The 15,981-nt window shown below is 56.5% G+C and carries 14 protein-coding genes; 9 read left to right on the forward strand and 5 right to left on the reverse strand.

The window, feature by feature from the left end:
* Positions 1 to 108: 108 nt before the first annotated feature.
* Together dnaJ and dnaK are read right to left on the reverse strand one after the other, a co-directional pair.
* Entirely contained in the window at positions 109 to 1,266 is a 1,158-nt protein-coding gene (gene dnaJ / locus MED193_RS13685; RefSeq protein ID WP_009810330.1) for a molecular chaperone DnaJ, read from the reverse strand.
* A gap of 77 nt (positions 1,267 to 1,343) precedes the next feature.
* On the reverse strand, positions 1,344 to 3,263 hold the full coding sequence (gene dnaK / locus MED193_RS13690) for a molecular chaperone DnaK (protein ID WP_009810331.1): 1,920 nt from the start codon (positions 3,261 to 3,263) through the stop codon (positions 1,344 to 1,346).
* Between the two features lie 210 nt (positions 3,264 to 3,473).
* Here dnaK and MED193_RS13695 point away from each other — a divergent pair, with 210 nt between their 5' ends.
* Positions 3,474 to 4,076 carry an alpha-ketoglutarate-dependent dioxygenase AlkB gene (locus tag MED193_RS13695; protein ID WP_009810332.1) on the forward strand — a complete coding sequence of 201 codons (603 nt, stop codon included), beginning with the start codon at positions 3,474 to 3,476 and terminating at the stop codon, positions 4,074 to 4,076.
* Between the two features lie 31 nt (positions 4,077 to 4,107).
* On the opposite strand, the gene MED193_RS13700 is transcribed toward MED193_RS13695, so the two are convergent.
* On the reverse strand, positions 4,108 to 4,929 hold the full coding sequence (locus MED193_RS13700) for an ABC transporter permease (RefSeq protein WP_039966890.1): 822 nt from the start codon (positions 4,927 to 4,929) through the stop codon (positions 4,108 to 4,110).
* Positions 4,930 to 5,063: 134 nt separating this feature from the next.
* Here MED193_RS13700 and cysQ point away from each other — a divergent pair, with 134 nt between their 5' ends.
* From cysQ to MED193_RS13740, 8 genes are all read left to right on the forward strand, one after another.
* Positions 5,064 to 5,861: a 3'(2'),5'-bisphosphate nucleotidase CysQ gene (gene cysQ, locus MED193_RS13705; protein ID WP_039966891.1), complete on the forward strand. Its 798-nt coding sequence runs from the start codon at positions 5,064 to 5,066 to the stop codon at positions 5,859 to 5,861.
* Entirely contained in the window at positions 5,861 to 6,661 is an 801-nt protein-coding gene (locus MED193_RS13710; RefSeq protein ID WP_009810335.1) for a 3-deoxy-manno-octulosonate cytidylyltransferase, read from the forward strand. The genes cysQ and MED193_RS13710 overlap by 1 nt, the downstream gene beginning before the upstream one ends.
* A 252-nt stretch (positions 6,662 to 6,913) precedes the next feature.
* Positions 6,914 to 7,816, forward strand: a complete 903-nt coding sequence (locus tag MED193_RS13715) for a UTP--glucose-1-phosphate uridylyltransferase (protein ID WP_009810336.1) — start codon at positions 6,914 to 6,916, stop codon at positions 7,814 to 7,816.
* A gap of 66 nt (positions 7,817 to 7,882) precedes the next feature.
* Positions 7,883 to 8,866 (forward strand): UDP-glucose 4-epimerase GalE, encoded by a 984-nt coding sequence (gene galE / locus MED193_RS13720; protein WP_039966892.1) that lies wholly within the window; start codon positions 7,883 to 7,885, stop codon positions 8,864 to 8,866.
* 1 nt (position 8,867) lies between these two features.
* Positions 8,868 to 9,908: a glycosyltransferase family 2 protein gene (locus MED193_RS13725; protein WP_009810338.1), complete on the forward strand. Its 1,041-nt coding sequence runs from the start codon at positions 8,868 to 8,870 to the stop codon at positions 9,906 to 9,908.
* 231 nt (positions 9,909 to 10,139) lie between these two features.
* Complete coding sequence (locus tag MED193_RS13730) at positions 10,140 to 11,126, forward strand: glycosyltransferase family 2 protein (RefSeq protein ID WP_009810339.1); 987 nt, start codon at positions 10,140 to 10,142, stop codon at positions 11,124 to 11,126.
* Positions 11,123 to 12,826, forward strand: a complete 1,704-nt coding sequence (locus tag MED193_RS13735) for a beta-1,6-N-acetylglucosaminyltransferase (RefSeq protein WP_009810340.1) — start codon at positions 11,123 to 11,125, stop codon at positions 12,824 to 12,826. The genes MED193_RS13730 and MED193_RS13735 overlap by 4 nt, the downstream gene beginning before the upstream one ends.
* A 3-nt stretch (positions 12,827 to 12,829) precedes the next feature.
* Positions 12,830 to 14,275: a sulfotransferase family 2 domain-containing protein gene (locus MED193_RS13740; RefSeq protein WP_009810341.1), complete on the forward strand. Its 1,446-nt coding sequence runs from the start codon at positions 12,830 to 12,832 to the stop codon at positions 14,273 to 14,275.
* Between the two features lie 422 nt (positions 14,276 to 14,697).
* Here MED193_RS13740 and MED193_RS13745 read toward each other — a convergent pair whose 3' ends face one another.
* Together MED193_RS13745 and raiA are read right to left on the reverse strand one after the other, a co-directional pair.
* Positions 14,698 to 15,162 carry a PTS sugar transporter subunit IIA gene (locus tag MED193_RS13745; RefSeq protein WP_009810342.1) on the reverse strand — a complete coding sequence of 155 codons (465 nt, stop codon included), beginning with the start codon at positions 15,160 to 15,162 and terminating at the stop codon, positions 14,698 to 14,700.
* A gap of 45 nt (positions 15,163 to 15,207) precedes the next feature.
* A complete protein-coding gene (gene raiA, locus MED193_RS13750; RefSeq protein WP_009810343.1) occupies positions 15,208 to 15,777 on the reverse strand; it encodes a ribosome-associated translation inhibitor RaiA in 570 nt (189 codons plus the stop codon).
* Positions 15,778 to 15,981: the final 204 nt, after the last annotated feature.

Consider the following 15,981-nt stretch of genomic DNA (forward strand, 5'->3'; position numbering starts at 1 on the left):
GGCGTCTTCCGTTAGTTTTTAATCTGTCGTGTTCTTTTGGGCATAAGCTGCCTGGGCTCTGCCCGTTCGGCGCTGAAACGATCCACTTGATCGTTTCCTAGATGCGCCTCACCCCTTCATGCCGTCCCAGAAGCCTTTGACCGAGGAAAAGAAGCTACGGGATTCGGGGTTGGTGTTGTCTTCCGACAGGTCCTCGAATTCGCGCATGATCTCTTTTTGCCGGGCGGTCAGATTGACCGGAGTTTCGACGGCCAATTCGATGAACATGTCGCCAACGCCGCCGCCGCGCAGCGCAGGCATGCCCTTGCTGCGTAGACGCATCTGACGACCGGACTGGCTACCTTCGGGGATCTGCACGCGGCCACGGCCACCGTCGATGGTGGGCACCTCAATGGCGCCACCCAGCGCGGCCTTGGCCATGGAGACGGGCACGCGGCAATATAGATTGTTGCCGTCGCGTTCAAACAGATCGTGGGAGGAGACCTCTACAAAGATGTAGAGATCACCCGGAGGTCCACCGCGCAGGCCTGCCTCGCCTTCGCCAGCCAGGCGAATACGGGTGCCGGTTTCCACGCCAGCGGGGATATTCACCGACAGGGAGCGGTCTTTTTCGATCCGGCCATGACCATGGCAGGTCTTACACGGGTTCTTGATGATCTGACCCAGACCGGAACAGGTTGGGCAGCTGCGTTCCACGGTAAAGAAACCCTGTTGCGCGCGAACCTTGCCCATGCCGGAACAGGTCGGACAGGTGGTGGGCTCCACACCGCCTTCGGCACCGGAACCGTCACAGGCGGTACAGGAGACCGAGGTGGGCACCTTGATGGTCTTGTGCAGGCCCGAGAAGGCTTCTTCCAGCGAAACACGCAGGTTGTAGCGCAGATCTGCCCCGCGCGAGGCGCGCTGACGCCCGCCGCCGGCCTGACTGCGTCCGCCCATGAAGTCGCCAAACAGATCGTCAAAGACATCGGAGAAGGCAGAGGAGAAATCGCCACCACCGGGATGCCCGCCACGCTGGCCGCCACCGCCGCCCATGCCGTTTTCAAAAGCGGCATGCCCAAAACGGTCATAGGCCGCCTTTTTCTCAGCGTCTTTCAGGACCTCATAGGCCTCGTTGGCCTCTTTGAACTGTGCTTCGGCATCCGGATTGTCGCTGTTGCGATCTGGATGTAGTTCTTTGGCCTTCTTGCGAAAGCCCTTTTTAATCTCATCGGCGCTGGCCCCTTTGGCCACTCCGAGAGTCTCGTAATAGTCACGTTTCGACATCGGTTTACCCCTGCTGCCTCAACGACAACGAGCCGGTCCGTGGTCGGACCGGCCCGCCGTGGCCAAGTGTTCAGACCTTAGCGCTTGTCGCCGTCCAGATCTTCGAATTCGGCGTCGACGATGTCGTCGTCACCGGGAGCGGCACCTTCATCAGCAGCGGTAGGCTCATCGCCCGCCTCTTCCTGGGCAGCCTTGTAGATGGCTTCACCCAGACGCATGGAGGCCTCGGTGACGTTCTGAATGCCTGCCTTGATCTTTTCGGCATTGGCATTGTCGCCTTCCAGGTCGTCACGCAGCGCGGCCAGGGCCAGCTCGATGGCTTCGACAGTGGAAGGATCCACTTTGTCGCCGTGCTCTTCCACGTGCTTTTCGGTGGAGTGGATCAGGCTTTCGGCCTGGTTCCGCGCTTCGATCAGCTCGCGACGTTCTTTATCCGCTTCTGCGTTGTCTTCCGCGTCTTTGACCATCTGGTCGATGTCAGCGTCGGACAGGCCACCAGAAGCCTGGATGGTGATAACCTGCTCTTTGCCAGTACCTTTGTCCTTGGCCGAAACCGAGACGATGCCGTTGGCGTCGATGTCAAAGGTCACTTCGATCTGTGGCAGGCCACGTGGCGCTGGTGGGATCTCTTCGAGGTTGAACTGGCCCAGCATCTTGTTGTCCGCCGCCATTTCGCGCTCACCCTGGAAAACCCGGATGGTCACAGCCGACTGGTTGTCTTCGGCGGTCGAGAAGACCTGAGACTTTTTGGTCGGGATGGTGGTGTTGCGGTCGATCAGGCGGGTGAAGACACCGCCCAGGGTTTCAATACCCAGCGACAGAGGGGTTACGTCGAGCAGAACAACGTCTTTCACGTCGCCCTGCAGAACGCCGGCCTGAATGGCGGCACCCATGGCAACCACTTCATCGGGGTTCACACCCTTGTGGGGCTCTTTGCCAAAGAATTTGGTGACCTCTTCGATCACTTTTGGCATCCGGGTCATACCACCAACCAGAACGACTTCGTCGATGTCCGAGGCCGACAGACCGGCGTCTTTCAGTGCCGCAGCACAGGGCTTCATCGAGGCTTTGATCAGGTCGTTGACCAGGCTTTCCAGCTTGGCACGGGTCATTTTGATGACCATGTGCAGTGGCTGGCCCGAGGAGGGATCCATCGAGATGAAGGGCTGGTTGATTTCGGTCTGGCTGGAAGAAGACAGTTCGATCTTGGCTTTCTCAGCGGCTTCTTTCAGACGCTGCAGGGCCATTTTGTCTTTGGTCAGATCAACGCCGTGTTCTTTTTTGAACTCGCCCGCCAGGTAGTTGACGATTCGCATGTCAAAGTCTTCACCGCCGAGGAAGGTATCGCCGTTGGTGGATTTCACCTCAAACAGACCGTCGTCGATTTCCAGGATGGTCACATCAAAAGTACCACCACCAAGGTCATATACCGCGATGGTCTGGGTTTCTTCTTTGTCCAGACCATAGGCCAGGGCCGCGGCTGTTGGCTCGTTGATGATGCGCAGCACTTCGAGACCGGCGATCTTGCCGGCGTCTTTGGTGGCCTGACGCTGGGCGTCATTGAAATAGGCAGGAACCGTAATCACCGCCTGAGTGACATCTTCACCCAGATAGGACTCTGCGGTTTCTTTCATTTTGCCGAGGATAAAGGCGGAGATCTGCGAAGGAGAGTATTTCTCATCCTTAGCTTTGACCCATGCATCGCCATTGCCACCGCTGATCAGCTCAAACGGCAGGTTCTTTTTGTCTTTTGCCAGGTCTGCATCATCAAACCGGCGACCGATCAGGCGCTTGACGCCAAAGATGGTGTTGTCTGGGTTGGTAACGGCCTGACGCTTGGCGGCTTGGCCAACCAGACGCTCATCGTCGGTGAAGGCGACGATAGAGGGCGTGGTGCGCGCACCTTCGGCGTTTTCTACAACGCGCGGCTGCGAGCCGTCCATGATCGCAATACAGGAGTTGGTTGTTCCGAGGTCAATCCCGATAACTTTGCTCATTTTGATCCCTTTACTTACTAAGGCGATTACCCGCGGCCTGAACCCGTTGTGGCATCCAGGCCCCGATTTTGTTGCAGCGGGGTCTGCACCTCACTGCGTCACGGCGTATATAGGGAGCAGAAATTGACCCTGCAAGCGCCAGAACGCACCGAGAAATGCGATTCAGTGCGCTTTTTTGCATGTGATGTAGTTAAGAATGGAATAATCGCCATGAGCTTGTTGCGATTGCGTGGATTTGAAATCCACAAGGGCTATCTGGATCTGGCCTCACAGCGCGCGCTGATCGAGGTCCTGCGGCCAATCTTACGGACCGCGCCGCTGTTCTCTCCTACTGCGCCGGGGGGAAGGAAATTGTCGGTGCGTATGACATCGGCAGGGAAATTCGGTTGGATCGCAGATGAGACCGGCTACCGCTACGTCGAAAAACACCCCAAGGGCATGGGCTGGCCTGCAATCCCTGACAGCCTGCTGGCGCTTTGGCACGAGGTTACGGGTTTGCAGCGGCAACCGGATTCTTGTCTGCTGAATTATTTTGGTCCGGATGCCAAAATGGGGCTGCATCAGGACAAGGATGAGGCGGACTTTTCCTTTCCTGTGGTGTCGATCAGCCTGGGCGATGACGGGCTGTTTCGCATGGGCGACACCCAGCGTGGTGGTAAAACGGATAGTATCTGGCTCAACTCTGGCGATGTGGTGGTCATGGGCGGCGCGGCGCGGCTGGCCTATCACGGGGTGGACCGGATCCGGTTCCAATCATCGCGACTGCTGCCCAAGGGGGGGCGCATTAACTTGACGCTGCGGGTGGTGACCTAAAGAGCGATGCACAGTTAATAAGAGATACAGATTAGCGACGTGCATTCCAGCTGATCGAAACGCGGCGTCTGGTGTAGAATTCTCCCATCAGGCCAATCATCACCAACCCCAGCGCTACCCAGGCGGCATATTGCCAGCTGCTGTAGTGTGGGTTGTAGTTGATGAAGACAAAGCCGCGCGCCTGATCAATGCAGTGAAACAGTGGGTTCCAGTCAAACATTTTGAGCATGAAAGTCGGCAGGGTATTGGCCAGAAACATCTTGCCTGAGGCAATCATATTGGCACGTTGATAGATTGTGGTCATGATGCCGACAACACCTGGGGACCAGGGTTTCAGCACCAAAAACACCAGCCCAACCGCAGCACCTGTGACCCAGGACAGAAGGACCATGCCATAGGCTTGAATGGGCTGTTCGATCTCCAGAGGCGTGAAGGCCACATGGTAGACAAAGAGGATCAGGAACAGGGAAATCGTTTGGATATATAGAGAGCCAAGCGCCGCTGAAAGAATCGCAACCATGGTGTTCATGGGGGCATGCTGCATCATTGGGCTGGCCGGGCCTTCGGCTCCGGCAACGGCGCCAACGGTTTTGGTATGAGTCAGAAACAGAAAAATCCCGGACATGACATAGAGCAGAAAATCGCCGCGAATAGCAGAGCCGCGCATGCCAAGAATAGAAAACATAGCGTAGAAGACAGCGACAAACATCACCGCCTGCATGATATTCATAGCCAGGGCGATGAGCGCATTATTATGCTTTGAGCGGACACTGCGCACGATGGAGTGGAACACCACCTCAGACAATGAGATGGCGCTGGAAAACCGTGTCTCTACTGTGCGGACCTGAAACATTTTGCCTGCAATCTGAACTGAGGCCAAATGAACTGGCCAATAACCTAATGGACTTCTTGATGATCCACCTGCGAGTCAGCATAAGGGGCCAGAGGAAAATTTTCAATTAACCCTTTTGAGCGGGAGTGTCTGGCGTGACCTACGAAGAGCTTATTCCGGTGATCCGACGTCTGGCGATCGAAGCCGGTGGCAAGATCATGGAAATTTATAATTCTGACGATTTTGATGTGAAGGTTAAATCTGATGATAGCCCGGTAACGGCTGCAGATGAAGCCGCGGATGCGCTGATTTCAGCGGGTCTGCGCAGCGCCTTTCCGGATCTGATGCTGGTCACCGAAGAGCAGTCTGAATCGCATAAGACACGTGGCGATACATTCCTGATTGTTGATCCTCTGGATGGCACCAAAGAATTCATTCACCGCCGTGGCGATTTCACCGTGAATATTGCGCTGGTTGAAAAAGGCGTGCCAACCCGTGGTGTGGTCTATGCACCGGCCAAGAACCGTATGTTCTTCACTTTGGCTGATGGATCTGCTGTGGAAGAAACCGGCGCTTTTGATCCTGTAGTGATCGGTGACACAAGCCCAATCAACGTCGCAAAAAGCGACAATGCGGCACTGATGGTGGTGGCCTCAAAATCGCATCGCGATCAGGCGACTGAGGACTACATCAACAAGTATAGTGTCAAAGACAGCAAAAGCGCGGGCTCTTCCTTGAAGTTCTGCCTGGTGGCCACCGGTGAGGCCGATATCTACCCTCGCGTTGGACGTACCATGGAATGGGATACAGCTGCTGGGCATGCGGTCTTATCCGGCGCGGGTGGCAAAGTTGTCCGTTTTGATGACCATTCGCCGCTGGTTTACGGCAAAGAAGATTATGCGAATCCCTTCTTTATTGCCTATGCGCCTGATGTTGAGTTGAAAGAAGCCTGATGTCCGTCCTGATCGTCATTCCTGCCCGCTATGCCTCCACCCGTTACCCTGGCAAACCACTTGTGGAACTCACAGGGGCCAAGGGGGATAAGCGCACATTGATTGAACGCTCCTGGCGCGCGGCCTGCGCAGTTCAGGGTGTTGATCGCGTGGTTGTGGCAACGGATGACGATCGTATCCGGCTCGCTGCGGAAGGCTTTGGTGCCGAGGTGGTGATGACCTCTGAAAGCTGTGCCAATGGCACCGAACGCTGCGCCGAGGCCCATGCCGCGCTGGGCGGGACTTATGAGGTGGTAGTAAACCTGCAAGGCGACGCGCCTTTGACGCCGCATTGGTTTATCGAAGATCTGGTGGCGGGATTGCGCGCTGCCCCAGGCATGGGGCTGGCGACTCCGGTTCTGCAATGTGATGGTGACACGCTCAACAGTCTGCTGCAGGATCGCGCAGAAGGCCGCGTTGGTGGCACCACGGCGGTTTTTGGCCAGGATCACAGCGGCCTTTATTTCTCCAAAGAGGTGGTTCCCTTTTGTGCAGAACGATTTGACGGTGCGGCGCTGACACCTGTTTTCCATCATGTCGGAGTCTATGCCTATCGGCCCGATGCGCTGGCCGCCTACCCCAGTTGGCCGGTTGGCCCCCTGGAGCAACTCGAGGGACTGGAGCAGCTGCGCTTTCTGGAGAATGGCCGCAAGATTCTCTGTGTAGAGGTTGAAGCGCGCGGGCGTGAGTTCTGGGAGCTGAACAATCCTGAAGATGTGGCGCGTATTGAGGCGATGATGACTAAGATGGGCGAAATTTAGGCAAAATTCCCCTGTTTGCCTGCGTGCTTTTCCTAAACATCAGGGGGGCAGAGTTGAGCTAGGTCATGAAAACTGCGTAATTTGTGGGTAAAGTAATTGCAGGAACACGATCATTTCCTGCCTTTATGAGAGCAGCGCTGAGCAGGGCCCTAACTTGGCTCTGCTGCTGAACAGTACATTTTGATGGCTGTTTTCGCGCAAGAATAAATTTTCCTTGGTTTTGGCCTCGGACGTTGATGAGTGAGAAATTCGATGCGTAAAAAAGTAACAAAAGCGATTTTCCCGGTTGCGGGTCTTGGCACCCGGTTCCTGCCTGCGACCAAATCGGTGCCCAAGGAAATCATGACCCTGGTGGACCGCCCGCTGGTGCAATATGCCATCGACGAGGCGCGGGCTGCCGGCATCAAGGAATTCATCTTTGTCACCTCCCGCGGCAAGGGCGCCTTGGAGGATTATTTTGACCACTCGCCCGTGCTGGAACAGGAGCTGCGCAAAAAGGGCAAGGACGCGCTCTTGGAGATCCTCAAGGACACCAATATGGACAGCGGTGCTATTGCCTATCTGCGCCAGCGCCGCGCCCTGGGGCTGGGCCATGCGGTCTGGTGCGCGCGCCGCCTGATCGCCAATGAACCCTTTGCGGTGATCCTGCCCGATGATGTCATCGCCGCCGACAAACCCTGCCTGCAGCAGATGGTCGAAGCCTATGAGGAGCTGGGCGGCAATATGGTCGCCACTATGGAGGTCTCCCCCGAGCAGACCGCCTCTTACGGGGTGCTGGATCCCAGCGCAGGCGCCGAGACCTCCGGCGCGGTGGTGGCCGCCCGGGGCATGGTGGAAAAGCCCGATCCGGCTGAGGCGCCTTCAAACCTGGCGGTGATCGGCCGCTATATCCTGTCGCCCTCAGTACTGCGCAATCTCAACAAGATGAAATCGGGGGCGGGCGGCGAGATCCAGCTCACCGATGCCATCGCCGAGGATATCGCCACAGAGGTGCCGACCCATGGCTTCCGCTTCAAGGGCGAGCGCTATGACTGCGGTTCCAAGGCAGGTTTCTTGCAGGCCACCGTCTCCTTTGCCCTCTCCCGCCCCGAGCTGCGCGACGATCTGATGGCCCACCTGCACAAGGTCACACAGCTCGACAAGGCCGCAGAGTAATTTATCTGGACCCTGCCGGGTGGGCAGGGTTACCTTTTACAAAGACCTTTGAAAGGCATTTTTGACGTGAAGACTGTTCTTGTGACCGGCGGTGCCGGATATATCGGCTCGCATGCCTGTAAGGCGCTAAAGGCTGCGGGCTATATCCCGGTGACCTTTGATAACCTGGTGACGGGCTGGAAAGATGCAGTAAAATTTGGCCCCTTTGAGCAGGGCGATTTACAGGATCGTGCCCGGCTGGATGACGTTTTTGCCAAGCATAAACCTGTTGCAGTGATGCATTTTGCGGCCCTTAGCCAGGTTGGCGAAGCCATGAGCGAGCCTGGGCGCTATTGGGCCAATAATACGGGCGGTTCGCTTAATTTGATTGAGGCTGCGGTGGCTGCGGGCTGTCTGGATTTTGTGTTCTCCTCTACCTGCGCCACCTATGGCGAGCATGACAATGTTGTGCTTGATGAGAGCACGCCGCAGTTGCCTTTGAACGCCTATGGGGCGTCTAAACGCGCGGTTGAGGATATCCTCAAGGATTTTGGCGCTGCGCATGGGCTGCGGTCAGTGATTTTTCGCTATTTCAATGTGGCTGGCGCCGATCCCGAGGCTGAGGTGGGCGAATTTCATCGCCCCGAGACTCATCTGGTGCCGTTGGTGCTGGATGCCATTGATGGCAAGCGCGACGCCTTGACAATTTTTGGCACCGATTATGACACCCCCGATGGCACCTGCATTCGGGACTATGTGCATGTCTGTGATCTGGTGGATGCACATGTTCTGGGCCTGAAATGGCTGCAGGAGGGCAAGGGCAGCCAGGTCTTCAATCTGGGCACGGGCACCGGCTTTTCGGTGCGCGAGGTCATGGACCGGGGCGCAGCTGTCACCGGTCGTCCCGTGCCTTGCAATACTGGTCCACGCCGGGCCGGAGACTGTACCAAACTGGTTTCGGGGTCCACCCGTGCGATCACGGATCTGGGCTGGACGCCACAGCGCTCTGACCTGGACACCATGATTGCAGACGCCTGGAAGTGGCACCAAACAGGCCATTACGAGGCCTAATATGGGGACCGCCCGCGCAGCCGCAGTCTCGCCGCCGGGCTGGCGACAAAGGTACCGGCTGCGTCTAAAGCGGCGGCAGCTGCTGTGGCGATCCTTACGCGCGCGCCATCAGCTGCGCTGCCTGGTGGATCGCAGTGACCTGATCAAACCCAATGACCTTCTGGGCTTTGTGGTGCTGCGCAATGAAAGCGCTCGGCTGCCCTATTTTCTGCAGTACTACCGTGCCCTGGGTGTCTCGCAGTTTTTGGTGGTAGATAACGACAGCACGGATGGCAGTGCGCAGTTTCTGGCGGATCAATCGGATGTTTCGCTCTGGCAAACCTCGGCGGGCTACAGGGAGGCCCGCTTTGGCCTGGATTGGAGCACCTGGCTGCAAATACGCTACGGCCACGGTCATTGGTGCCTGACAGTGGATGCGGATGAGCTTCTGGTGTACCACGGCGTGGAAGAGCATGATCTGACTGAGTTGACGATGCGGCTACAGGAGCAGGGGCTTGCTGGGTTTGGTGCCATGATGCTGGATCTTTATCCCAAGGGGGCGCTTGGCAATCAATTCTATAGGCCAGGGCAGGATCCCTGCGAGGTGTTGAATTGGTTTGACGCGGCCCCCTACCGCGCCAGCCGCCAAAGCCCTATGGGAAATCTCTGGCTGCAAGGGGGAGCGCGTGAAAGGGCTTTTTTTGCTGCGCAGCCAGAGCGGTCGCCGACCCTGAACAAGATCCCGTTGGTGAAATGGAACCGGCGCTATGCCTACGTGAATTCAACCCATTCTCTGTTGCCGCCTGCGCTGAACGGAATCTACCAAGGGCCGGGGGGAGATGTGCCAGCTGGGGTGCTGCTGCACACGAAATTCCTGCCTGAGATTGTTTCCAAATCGGCAACTGAAAAACAGCGGCAACAACACTTTCATACGCCACAGGATTTTGAGCACTACTATGATGCGCTCAGCGCGGCGCCGGACTTGTGGTTCGAAAATTCGCAGCAATATATGGGTCCTGCGCAGCTTTGTGATCTCGGGTTGATGCCCGAGCTTCAATGGTGAAGATGGATCTGGTGCAGGGATTTGCATGAAATACACTGCGTTTTACAGGCCAGACCCTGTGTAACTGTTTCTAAATCCGTTGTTTGTAGTGTTCTTCCGTGACATATTATCCTCTAAGGCTGGGATCAGCGCGCCAAGAGAACTGGCGCCATAGTTTCGCTGCGGCCTCAGCTGTAGGGCATTCTGCAAAACGGGCATGGAGTTAGTGTGGGGCTTTGGGATTCTTACCGGATGCGCGTTCGGCGCAAGCGCAGGCTGGTTCGGGCTCTGCGCAAGTCGGGCGAGCTGACCTGTCTGCAAGACAATACACGTGCGATTAAACCCGATGATGTGTTGCTGGTCTCAACCATGCGGAACGAACAGATCCGGTTGCCTTATTTTCTGGACTACTATCGAAAACTAGGGGTAAATCACTTCCTTTTTGTCGACAATGGATCGGATGATGACACCGCGCAGTACCTGGCCGGTATGGGCGATGTTTCACTGTGGCAGACATATGCCAGCTATCGGCGCTCCCACTACGGCGTCGACTGGATGAATTACCTCAAGCGCAAATATGCCCATGGGCATTGGGTTCTGGTGGTCGATCCGGATGAGTTCTTTATCTATCCTTTCTGCGATACCCGCCCCATTCAGGCGCTGACGGACTGGTTGGACAATTCGGCGATCCGCAGTTTCTCTTCGATGTTGATTGATACTTACCCCAAGGGTCGTCTCGGCGATGTGCCTTACCAGGCCGGGCAAAACCCGCTGGAGATCGCGAATTGGTTCGACAGTGGCAATTACACGATCAGCAAGAACCTAATGTATGGTAATTTGTGGATCCAGGGCGGGCCGCGCGCTCGGGTGTTTTTTGCGGATGAGCCCAAAAAGGCGCCGGCTCTGAACAAGACACCATTGGTGAAATGGGATCGACGCTATGCCTTTGTCAGCTCGACGCACTCGCTGCTGCCGCGCGGTCTGAACCAGGTCTACGAGACCGACGGCGGTGAAAAGGCCAGTGGTGCGCTACTGCACACCAAGTTCCTCGACACTTTGGGTGCCAAGGCGAACGAAGAATTGGCGCGCAGCGAGCACTATGCCAATTCACGCGAATATAAAGCCTATGCCGAAGGTCTGGAGCAGCAGCCCGAGCTTTGGTGCAAGTGGAGCGAAAAATACATCAACTGGCGTCAGCTGGAGATCCTGGGTCTGATGTCCAAGGGCAACTGGGCATGAGCACCGTTGGTATCATCATGCTGGTGCATACCGCACTGGACCGTGCCGCTGAGGTGGCGCGCCATTGGACTGCCAGCGGTTGCCCGGTGGTGGTGCATGTGGACAAGAACGTCGACAGGGCGACTTTCCGTAATTTCCGCCAAAGCCTGGCACAGGATCCTTTGGTTAAGTTCTGCAAAAGACATCGGTGTGAATGGGGCACCTGGGGCATTGTAGCAGCCTCGCAATCGGCTTCGGCGCTGCTGCTGCAGGAGTTTTCACAAGTGCGCCATGTCTATCTTTCCTCTGGCTCGTGCCTGCCGCTGCGCCCGGTTGAAGAGCTGGTGGACTACCTTGCCGCTCGCCCGCGGACTGATTTTATCGAAAGTGCGACCACGGCGGATGTGCCCTGGATTGTGGGTGGGTTGGACTTTGAACGCTTTACTCTGCGTTTCCCGTTCTCTTGGAAAAAGCACCGCTATCTGTTTGATCGCTACGTTGATCTGCAACGCAAACTTGGTATGCGCCGACGTATCCCGGAGGGATTGGTGCCCCATATGGGTAGCCAATGGTGGTGCCTGACGCGACAAACCCTGTCTGCTATCTTGGAGGATCCTGAGCGCTCGACCTATGACAACTATTTCGAGAAGGTCTGGATTCCGGACGAAAGCTACTATCAGACGCTGGCGCGGCAGTATTCGACCAATATCGAGAGCCGTTCGCTGACTCTGTCCAAATTCGACTTTCAGGGCAAACCGCATATCTTTTATGACGATCACCTGCAATTGTTACGGCGATCCGACTGTTTTGTTGCACGTAAGATCTGGCCGCGCGCCGACCGGCTGTATCAGGCCTTTTTGACCGATAGAGCTGGGGCGATGAAGAAAACAGAGCCGAACCCCGGTAAGATTGATCGCATCTTTGCCAAGGCGGTAGAGCGTCGAACGAGAGGCCGTCCGGGTCTCTATATGCAGAGCCGCTTTCCCGGGCGCTGGTCGGTCAACAGTGTGACCTCCAATCCCTATTCTGTGTTTCAGGGGTTCACCGAGCTGTTTGAAGATTTTGAAAGCTGGTTGACGCGGATCACCGGGGCCCGTGTTCATGGCCATCTTTTTGCACCTGACCGGGCTGAATTGGCCGGGGGAGGTACCATGATAAATGGCGCGTTGACGGATAACGCCAAGACACGCGACTATAATGTTCAGAGCTTTCTGACCAACCTGATCTGGAATACGCGCGGCGAGCGTCAATGCTTTCAATTTGGTCCAGGTGACAACCAGAAGATCTGCGGCATTCTAGCCCGCGACCCCAACGCGCAGATCTCGGTAATCAGCGGCGCATGGGCAGTACCGCTGTTTCGCTCAAACCAGAATTTCACCGAGCTGCGCCGCGCGGCTGCCCGGCTGCAACAGGTAGAGGCGAAATATCTGGAACTGCTGCGCAGCCAGGAAACCAAGGCACGGGTGCGGATTTGGACAATGGCCGAATTCATTGAAGCCCCAATGGAGCCTTTGCAGACCATTCTTGATGAGCTGGGCCCCCAGATGCCCCGCCATTTAAGCGAGGCCCCGACAATGGTGAACCTTGATGGATTTGGGCAGTTTTTGCAGAACCTGAAAAACCAGGGCATGCATCCCTATCTGATGGGAGACTTTCCGGTAGAGCAAGGGCCGGTGAACATGCCAAAACCTCCCAGAAAACCCTATCTGGTGCGAAAATAAATTATGACAGCCACGTTTGACTACTTCATAGTCTTTGCCGAAATGCGGACTGGTTCCAATTTTCTGGAAGCCAATCTGAATGCTTTTGACGGGTTAGCCTGCCATGGCGAAGCCTTTAACCCACATTTCATAGGCTATCCCAATCAAGATAGTATTTTGGGCATTACCCAAAACATGCGAGAGGACAATCCTGCCTGTCTAATCGCACAGATCAAAGCGGATCCCGGCGTTCTTGGGGGATTTCGCTATTTCCATGATCATGACCCGCGGGTTCTGGACCTGGCGCTGGAGGATCCCCGTTGCGCCAAGGTGGTTCTCACCAGAAACCCATTGGACAGCTATGTGTCGTGGAAAATTGCTAAAACCACAGGCCAGTGGAAACTGACCAATGTGAAGCGCCGCAAAGAGGCCCTGGCCCGGTTTGATAGTGCAGAATTCTCCCATCATGTGGAGGCGCTCCAGGACTTTCAGATCACCCTGCTGAACCGGCTGCAAAAATCCGGGCAAACGGCCTTCTATGTGGCCTATGAGGATCTCCAGAATCTAGAGGTGATGAACGGATTGGCGCGATGGCTTGGGGTTGGATCACAGCTTGAGGCGCTGGATGACAGTCTGAAGCGGCAAAATCCGGCGCCAGTGGTTTCAAAAGTGGAAAACCCTGCCGTCATGGAAGAAGCCTTGGCTGGGATGGATCGTTTCAACCTGAGCCGAACCCCAAATTTTGAACCTCGCCGGGGACCATCGGTGCCAGGCTATGTCGCCGGGGTGGTGACGCCGCTGCTCTACCTGCCGATCAAGGGTGGGCCAGAGGCCGAGGTCACCGCCTGGATGGCTGGACTGGACAAGGTAGCCCCTGAGGGGTTGATCCGAAAGATGAACCAGAAGCAACTGCGGCAATGGAAGCGGGGAAACCCTGGTTTTCGCAGCTTTACCGTGTTGCGGCATCCGGCAGCGCGGGTGCATTCAGTCTTCTGCCGCAGGATTTTGCAAAAGGGAGGCGATAGCTACGGCAGTATCCGCGAAACTTTGCGTCGGCAGTTTAAACTGCCCCTGCCAAAGGATGGCCCGGACGCCTCCTATAGCAAGGCGGATCACTATGCAGCTTTCGCGGAGTTTTTGACGTTCTTACGGGCCAATCTCGCAGGGCAGACTTCGGTGCGGGTGGATGCTGAATGGGCCAGTCAATCGCAGGCTCTGTCTGGATTCGCGGAACTAGGTTCGCCTGATTTGGTGCTGCGGGAGGAGGAACTGGCCGAAGCCTTACCTGACTTGGCGCAAAAGCTGGGTCGTAGCGCCCCGGGGACGCCCTCGGGCGCAGAGGCAGATCTGCCCTATCGTTTGGACGAGATCTGGGATGCCGCCCTAGAGAAGCAGGTGTCCACTCTTTACCAGCGGGACTATTTGCTCTTTGGTTTCGGGCCTTGGCGCGGCGAGAGAGGAGAGGCCTAGTAGTCTTCTCGTACCAGTGAAGGTCGCGAGGGTGGGGCTCCCGCCCCCGTTTGGTATCAAGATACCAAAAACGGCGTTGGGCCCGGCGCCGCCCTTCGAGCGGCGCTCCCCCGCGTGAGGGCATATGTTCTGTGACATAGAGAAGGTGGGATTCGTGGAACGATGCCAGTGGGAGCGGTCAGCAGATTGCCAAAGGGCTCTGTTCGCCGAGGGCCTTGCCTCTCCTCTGCGGACGCTTGAGTACTCAGTCTGAGGTTTCATGCGGGACCCACCGGGGAGGGAGCTTTGATAAAGATCACCCGAGCGGCGGGGCACTGGGGGGCTTGACGGGAGTACTGAGGGCCTGGTGGCCGCACTAGGTCCCAGGGCGATGCGCCCGCATCGGTTTTATATTTAGTTCACGCCGCGCTCTGAGACAGTATTCAGGCGGCTTGTACCGGCTGAGATTCGGTTAGGATCGTGAACAGGGTGGCTGGGTCGTGATTGGCGCGCAGCTTGGTACAGAAACTTTGCTCTCGCAGGGTGCGTGAGACCAGTGCCAAGGCCTTGAGGTGCTCTACCCCGGCGTCTTCGGGCGCAAAGAGAGAGAAGGCAATGTCCACTGGTTGGCGATCAACTGCGTCAAAATCGAGGGGCTTTTCCAGAATCAAAAACACTCCGCGCACCGCATCCAGGCCTTGAAGCCGAGCGTGGGGCAGAGCAACGCCGTGACCCACCCCGGTAGGGCCAAGGCTCTCCCGATCCAGGAGAGCCTCAACAGTGGATTGAGCAGCGAGACCATAAGAGGTCTGCGCCACGTCGGCGACTTCTTGAAACAGGCGCTTTTTGCTGGATACGGCTCCGATAACCCGGACTGCGCCGGGCTTAAGGATGCTGGAAATCTGCATTGTCACCTGCTCCGTTCAGATGCCGTGGTTTGGCCTATGTACTGCCTATGCCGTGGGATCAATCCAACCAATGTTGCCATCTTCCCGGCGATAAACCACGTTCACCCCGTTTTTGCTTTCATTGCGGAACACCAGCACCGGGGCGCCCGCCAGCTCCATCTGCATCACTGCCTCGCCAACAGAGAGGGATTGAATCCGGGTCTCCATCTCGGCAACGATGATCGGCTGCAGCGTTTCAGGCTCGGCTTCGGTTTCCGCTTCATCAGAGGCGAGGATATAGGAGCTGCCGCCGAGAATTTCAACCGGTTCACTGCGATCACGATGATGATCTTTCAATCGGCGCTTGTAGCGGCGCAGCTGTTTTTCCATTTTTTCGTTGCAGGCCTCGAAAGCCGAATAGATTTCAGTGGCATGCGCCTTGGCCTGGGCGGTCAACCCGGTTGATAGGTGGACCGTTGCTTCGCAGACATATTCATGTGCAGATTTGGAAAAAACGACATTTGCATCTGTTGGGCGTTCTGCATATTTCGAGACGACAGTCCCCAGCTCGGTCTGAACATGGGTCTGCAGGGCTTCGCCAATGTCGATCTGTTTACCGGTGATTTTGTAACGCATGTGATCTCCTTCACAAATTTCCACCCAAAACACCCTCCGGGCCGGGCCCGCAGGGGTGTCGTCAGTTTTGGGTCGGGGGATTAGGCAGCGCACAGGGTTGCAACCCTTCGGGTCTTGTTGCCAAGACCACGCGTCGGATTACCTCATACTGCACTTTTGCCATGTATCAATTCGATGACAAATGAGGCAGAGAGTCAATGGAGT

This window comes from Roseobacter sp. MED193 (genome assembly GCF_000152965.1).
Taxonomy (GTDB): Bacteria; Pseudomonadota; Alphaproteobacteria; order Rhodobacterales; family Rhodobacteraceae; genus Pseudophaeobacter.

What these genes read in the sequence shown, in the direction of transcription:
- MED193_RS13730 (WP_009810339.1), top strand. Translation starts at nt 10,140, where the DNA reads ATGCGCGTTCGGCGCAAGCGCAGGCTGGTTCGGGCTCTGCGCAAGTCG.
- MED193_RS13725 (WP_009810338.1), top strand. Translation starts at nt 8,868, where the DNA reads ATGGGGACCGCCCGCGCAGCCGCAGTCTCGCCGCCGGGCTGGCGACAA.
- MED193_RS13735 (WP_009810340.1), top strand. Translation starts at nt 11,123, where the DNA reads ATGAGCACCGTTGGTATCATCATGCTGGTGCATACCGCACTGGACCGT.
- dnaK (WP_009810331.1), bottom strand. Translation starts at nt 3,263, where the DNA reads ATGAGCAAAGTTATCGGGATTGACCTCGGAACAACCAACTCCTGTATT.
- MED193_RS13710 (WP_009810335.1), top strand. Translation starts at nt 5,861, where the DNA reads ATGTCCGTCCTGATCGTCATTCCTGCCCGCTATGCCTCCACCCGTTAC.
- dnaJ (WP_009810330.1), bottom strand. Translation starts at nt 1,266, where the DNA reads ATGTCGAAACGTGACTATTACGAGACTCTCGGAGTGGCCAAAGGGGCC.
- raiA (WP_009810343.1), bottom strand. Translation starts at nt 15,777, where the DNA reads ATGCGTTACAAAATCACCGGTAAACAGATCGACATTGGCGAAGCCCTG.
- MED193_RS13740 (WP_009810341.1), top strand. Translation starts at nt 12,830, where the DNA reads ATGACAGCCACGTTTGACTACTTCATAGTCTTTGCCGAAATGCGGACT.
- MED193_RS13715 (WP_009810336.1), top strand. Translation starts at nt 6,914, where the DNA reads ATGCGTAAAAAAGTAACAAAAGCGATTTTCCCGGTTGCGGGTCTTGGC.
- MED193_RS13745 (WP_009810342.1), bottom strand. Translation starts at nt 15,162, where the DNA reads ATGCAGATTTCCAGCATCCTTAAGCCCGGCGCAGTCCGGGTTATCGGA.
- MED193_RS13700 (WP_039966890.1), bottom strand. Translation starts at nt 4,929, where the DNA reads ATGTTTCAGGTCCGCACAGTAGAGACACGGTTTTCCAGCGCCATCTCA.
- MED193_RS13695 (WP_009810332.1), top strand. Translation starts at nt 3,474, where the DNA reads ATGAGCTTGTTGCGATTGCGTGGATTTGAAATCCACAAGGGCTATCTG.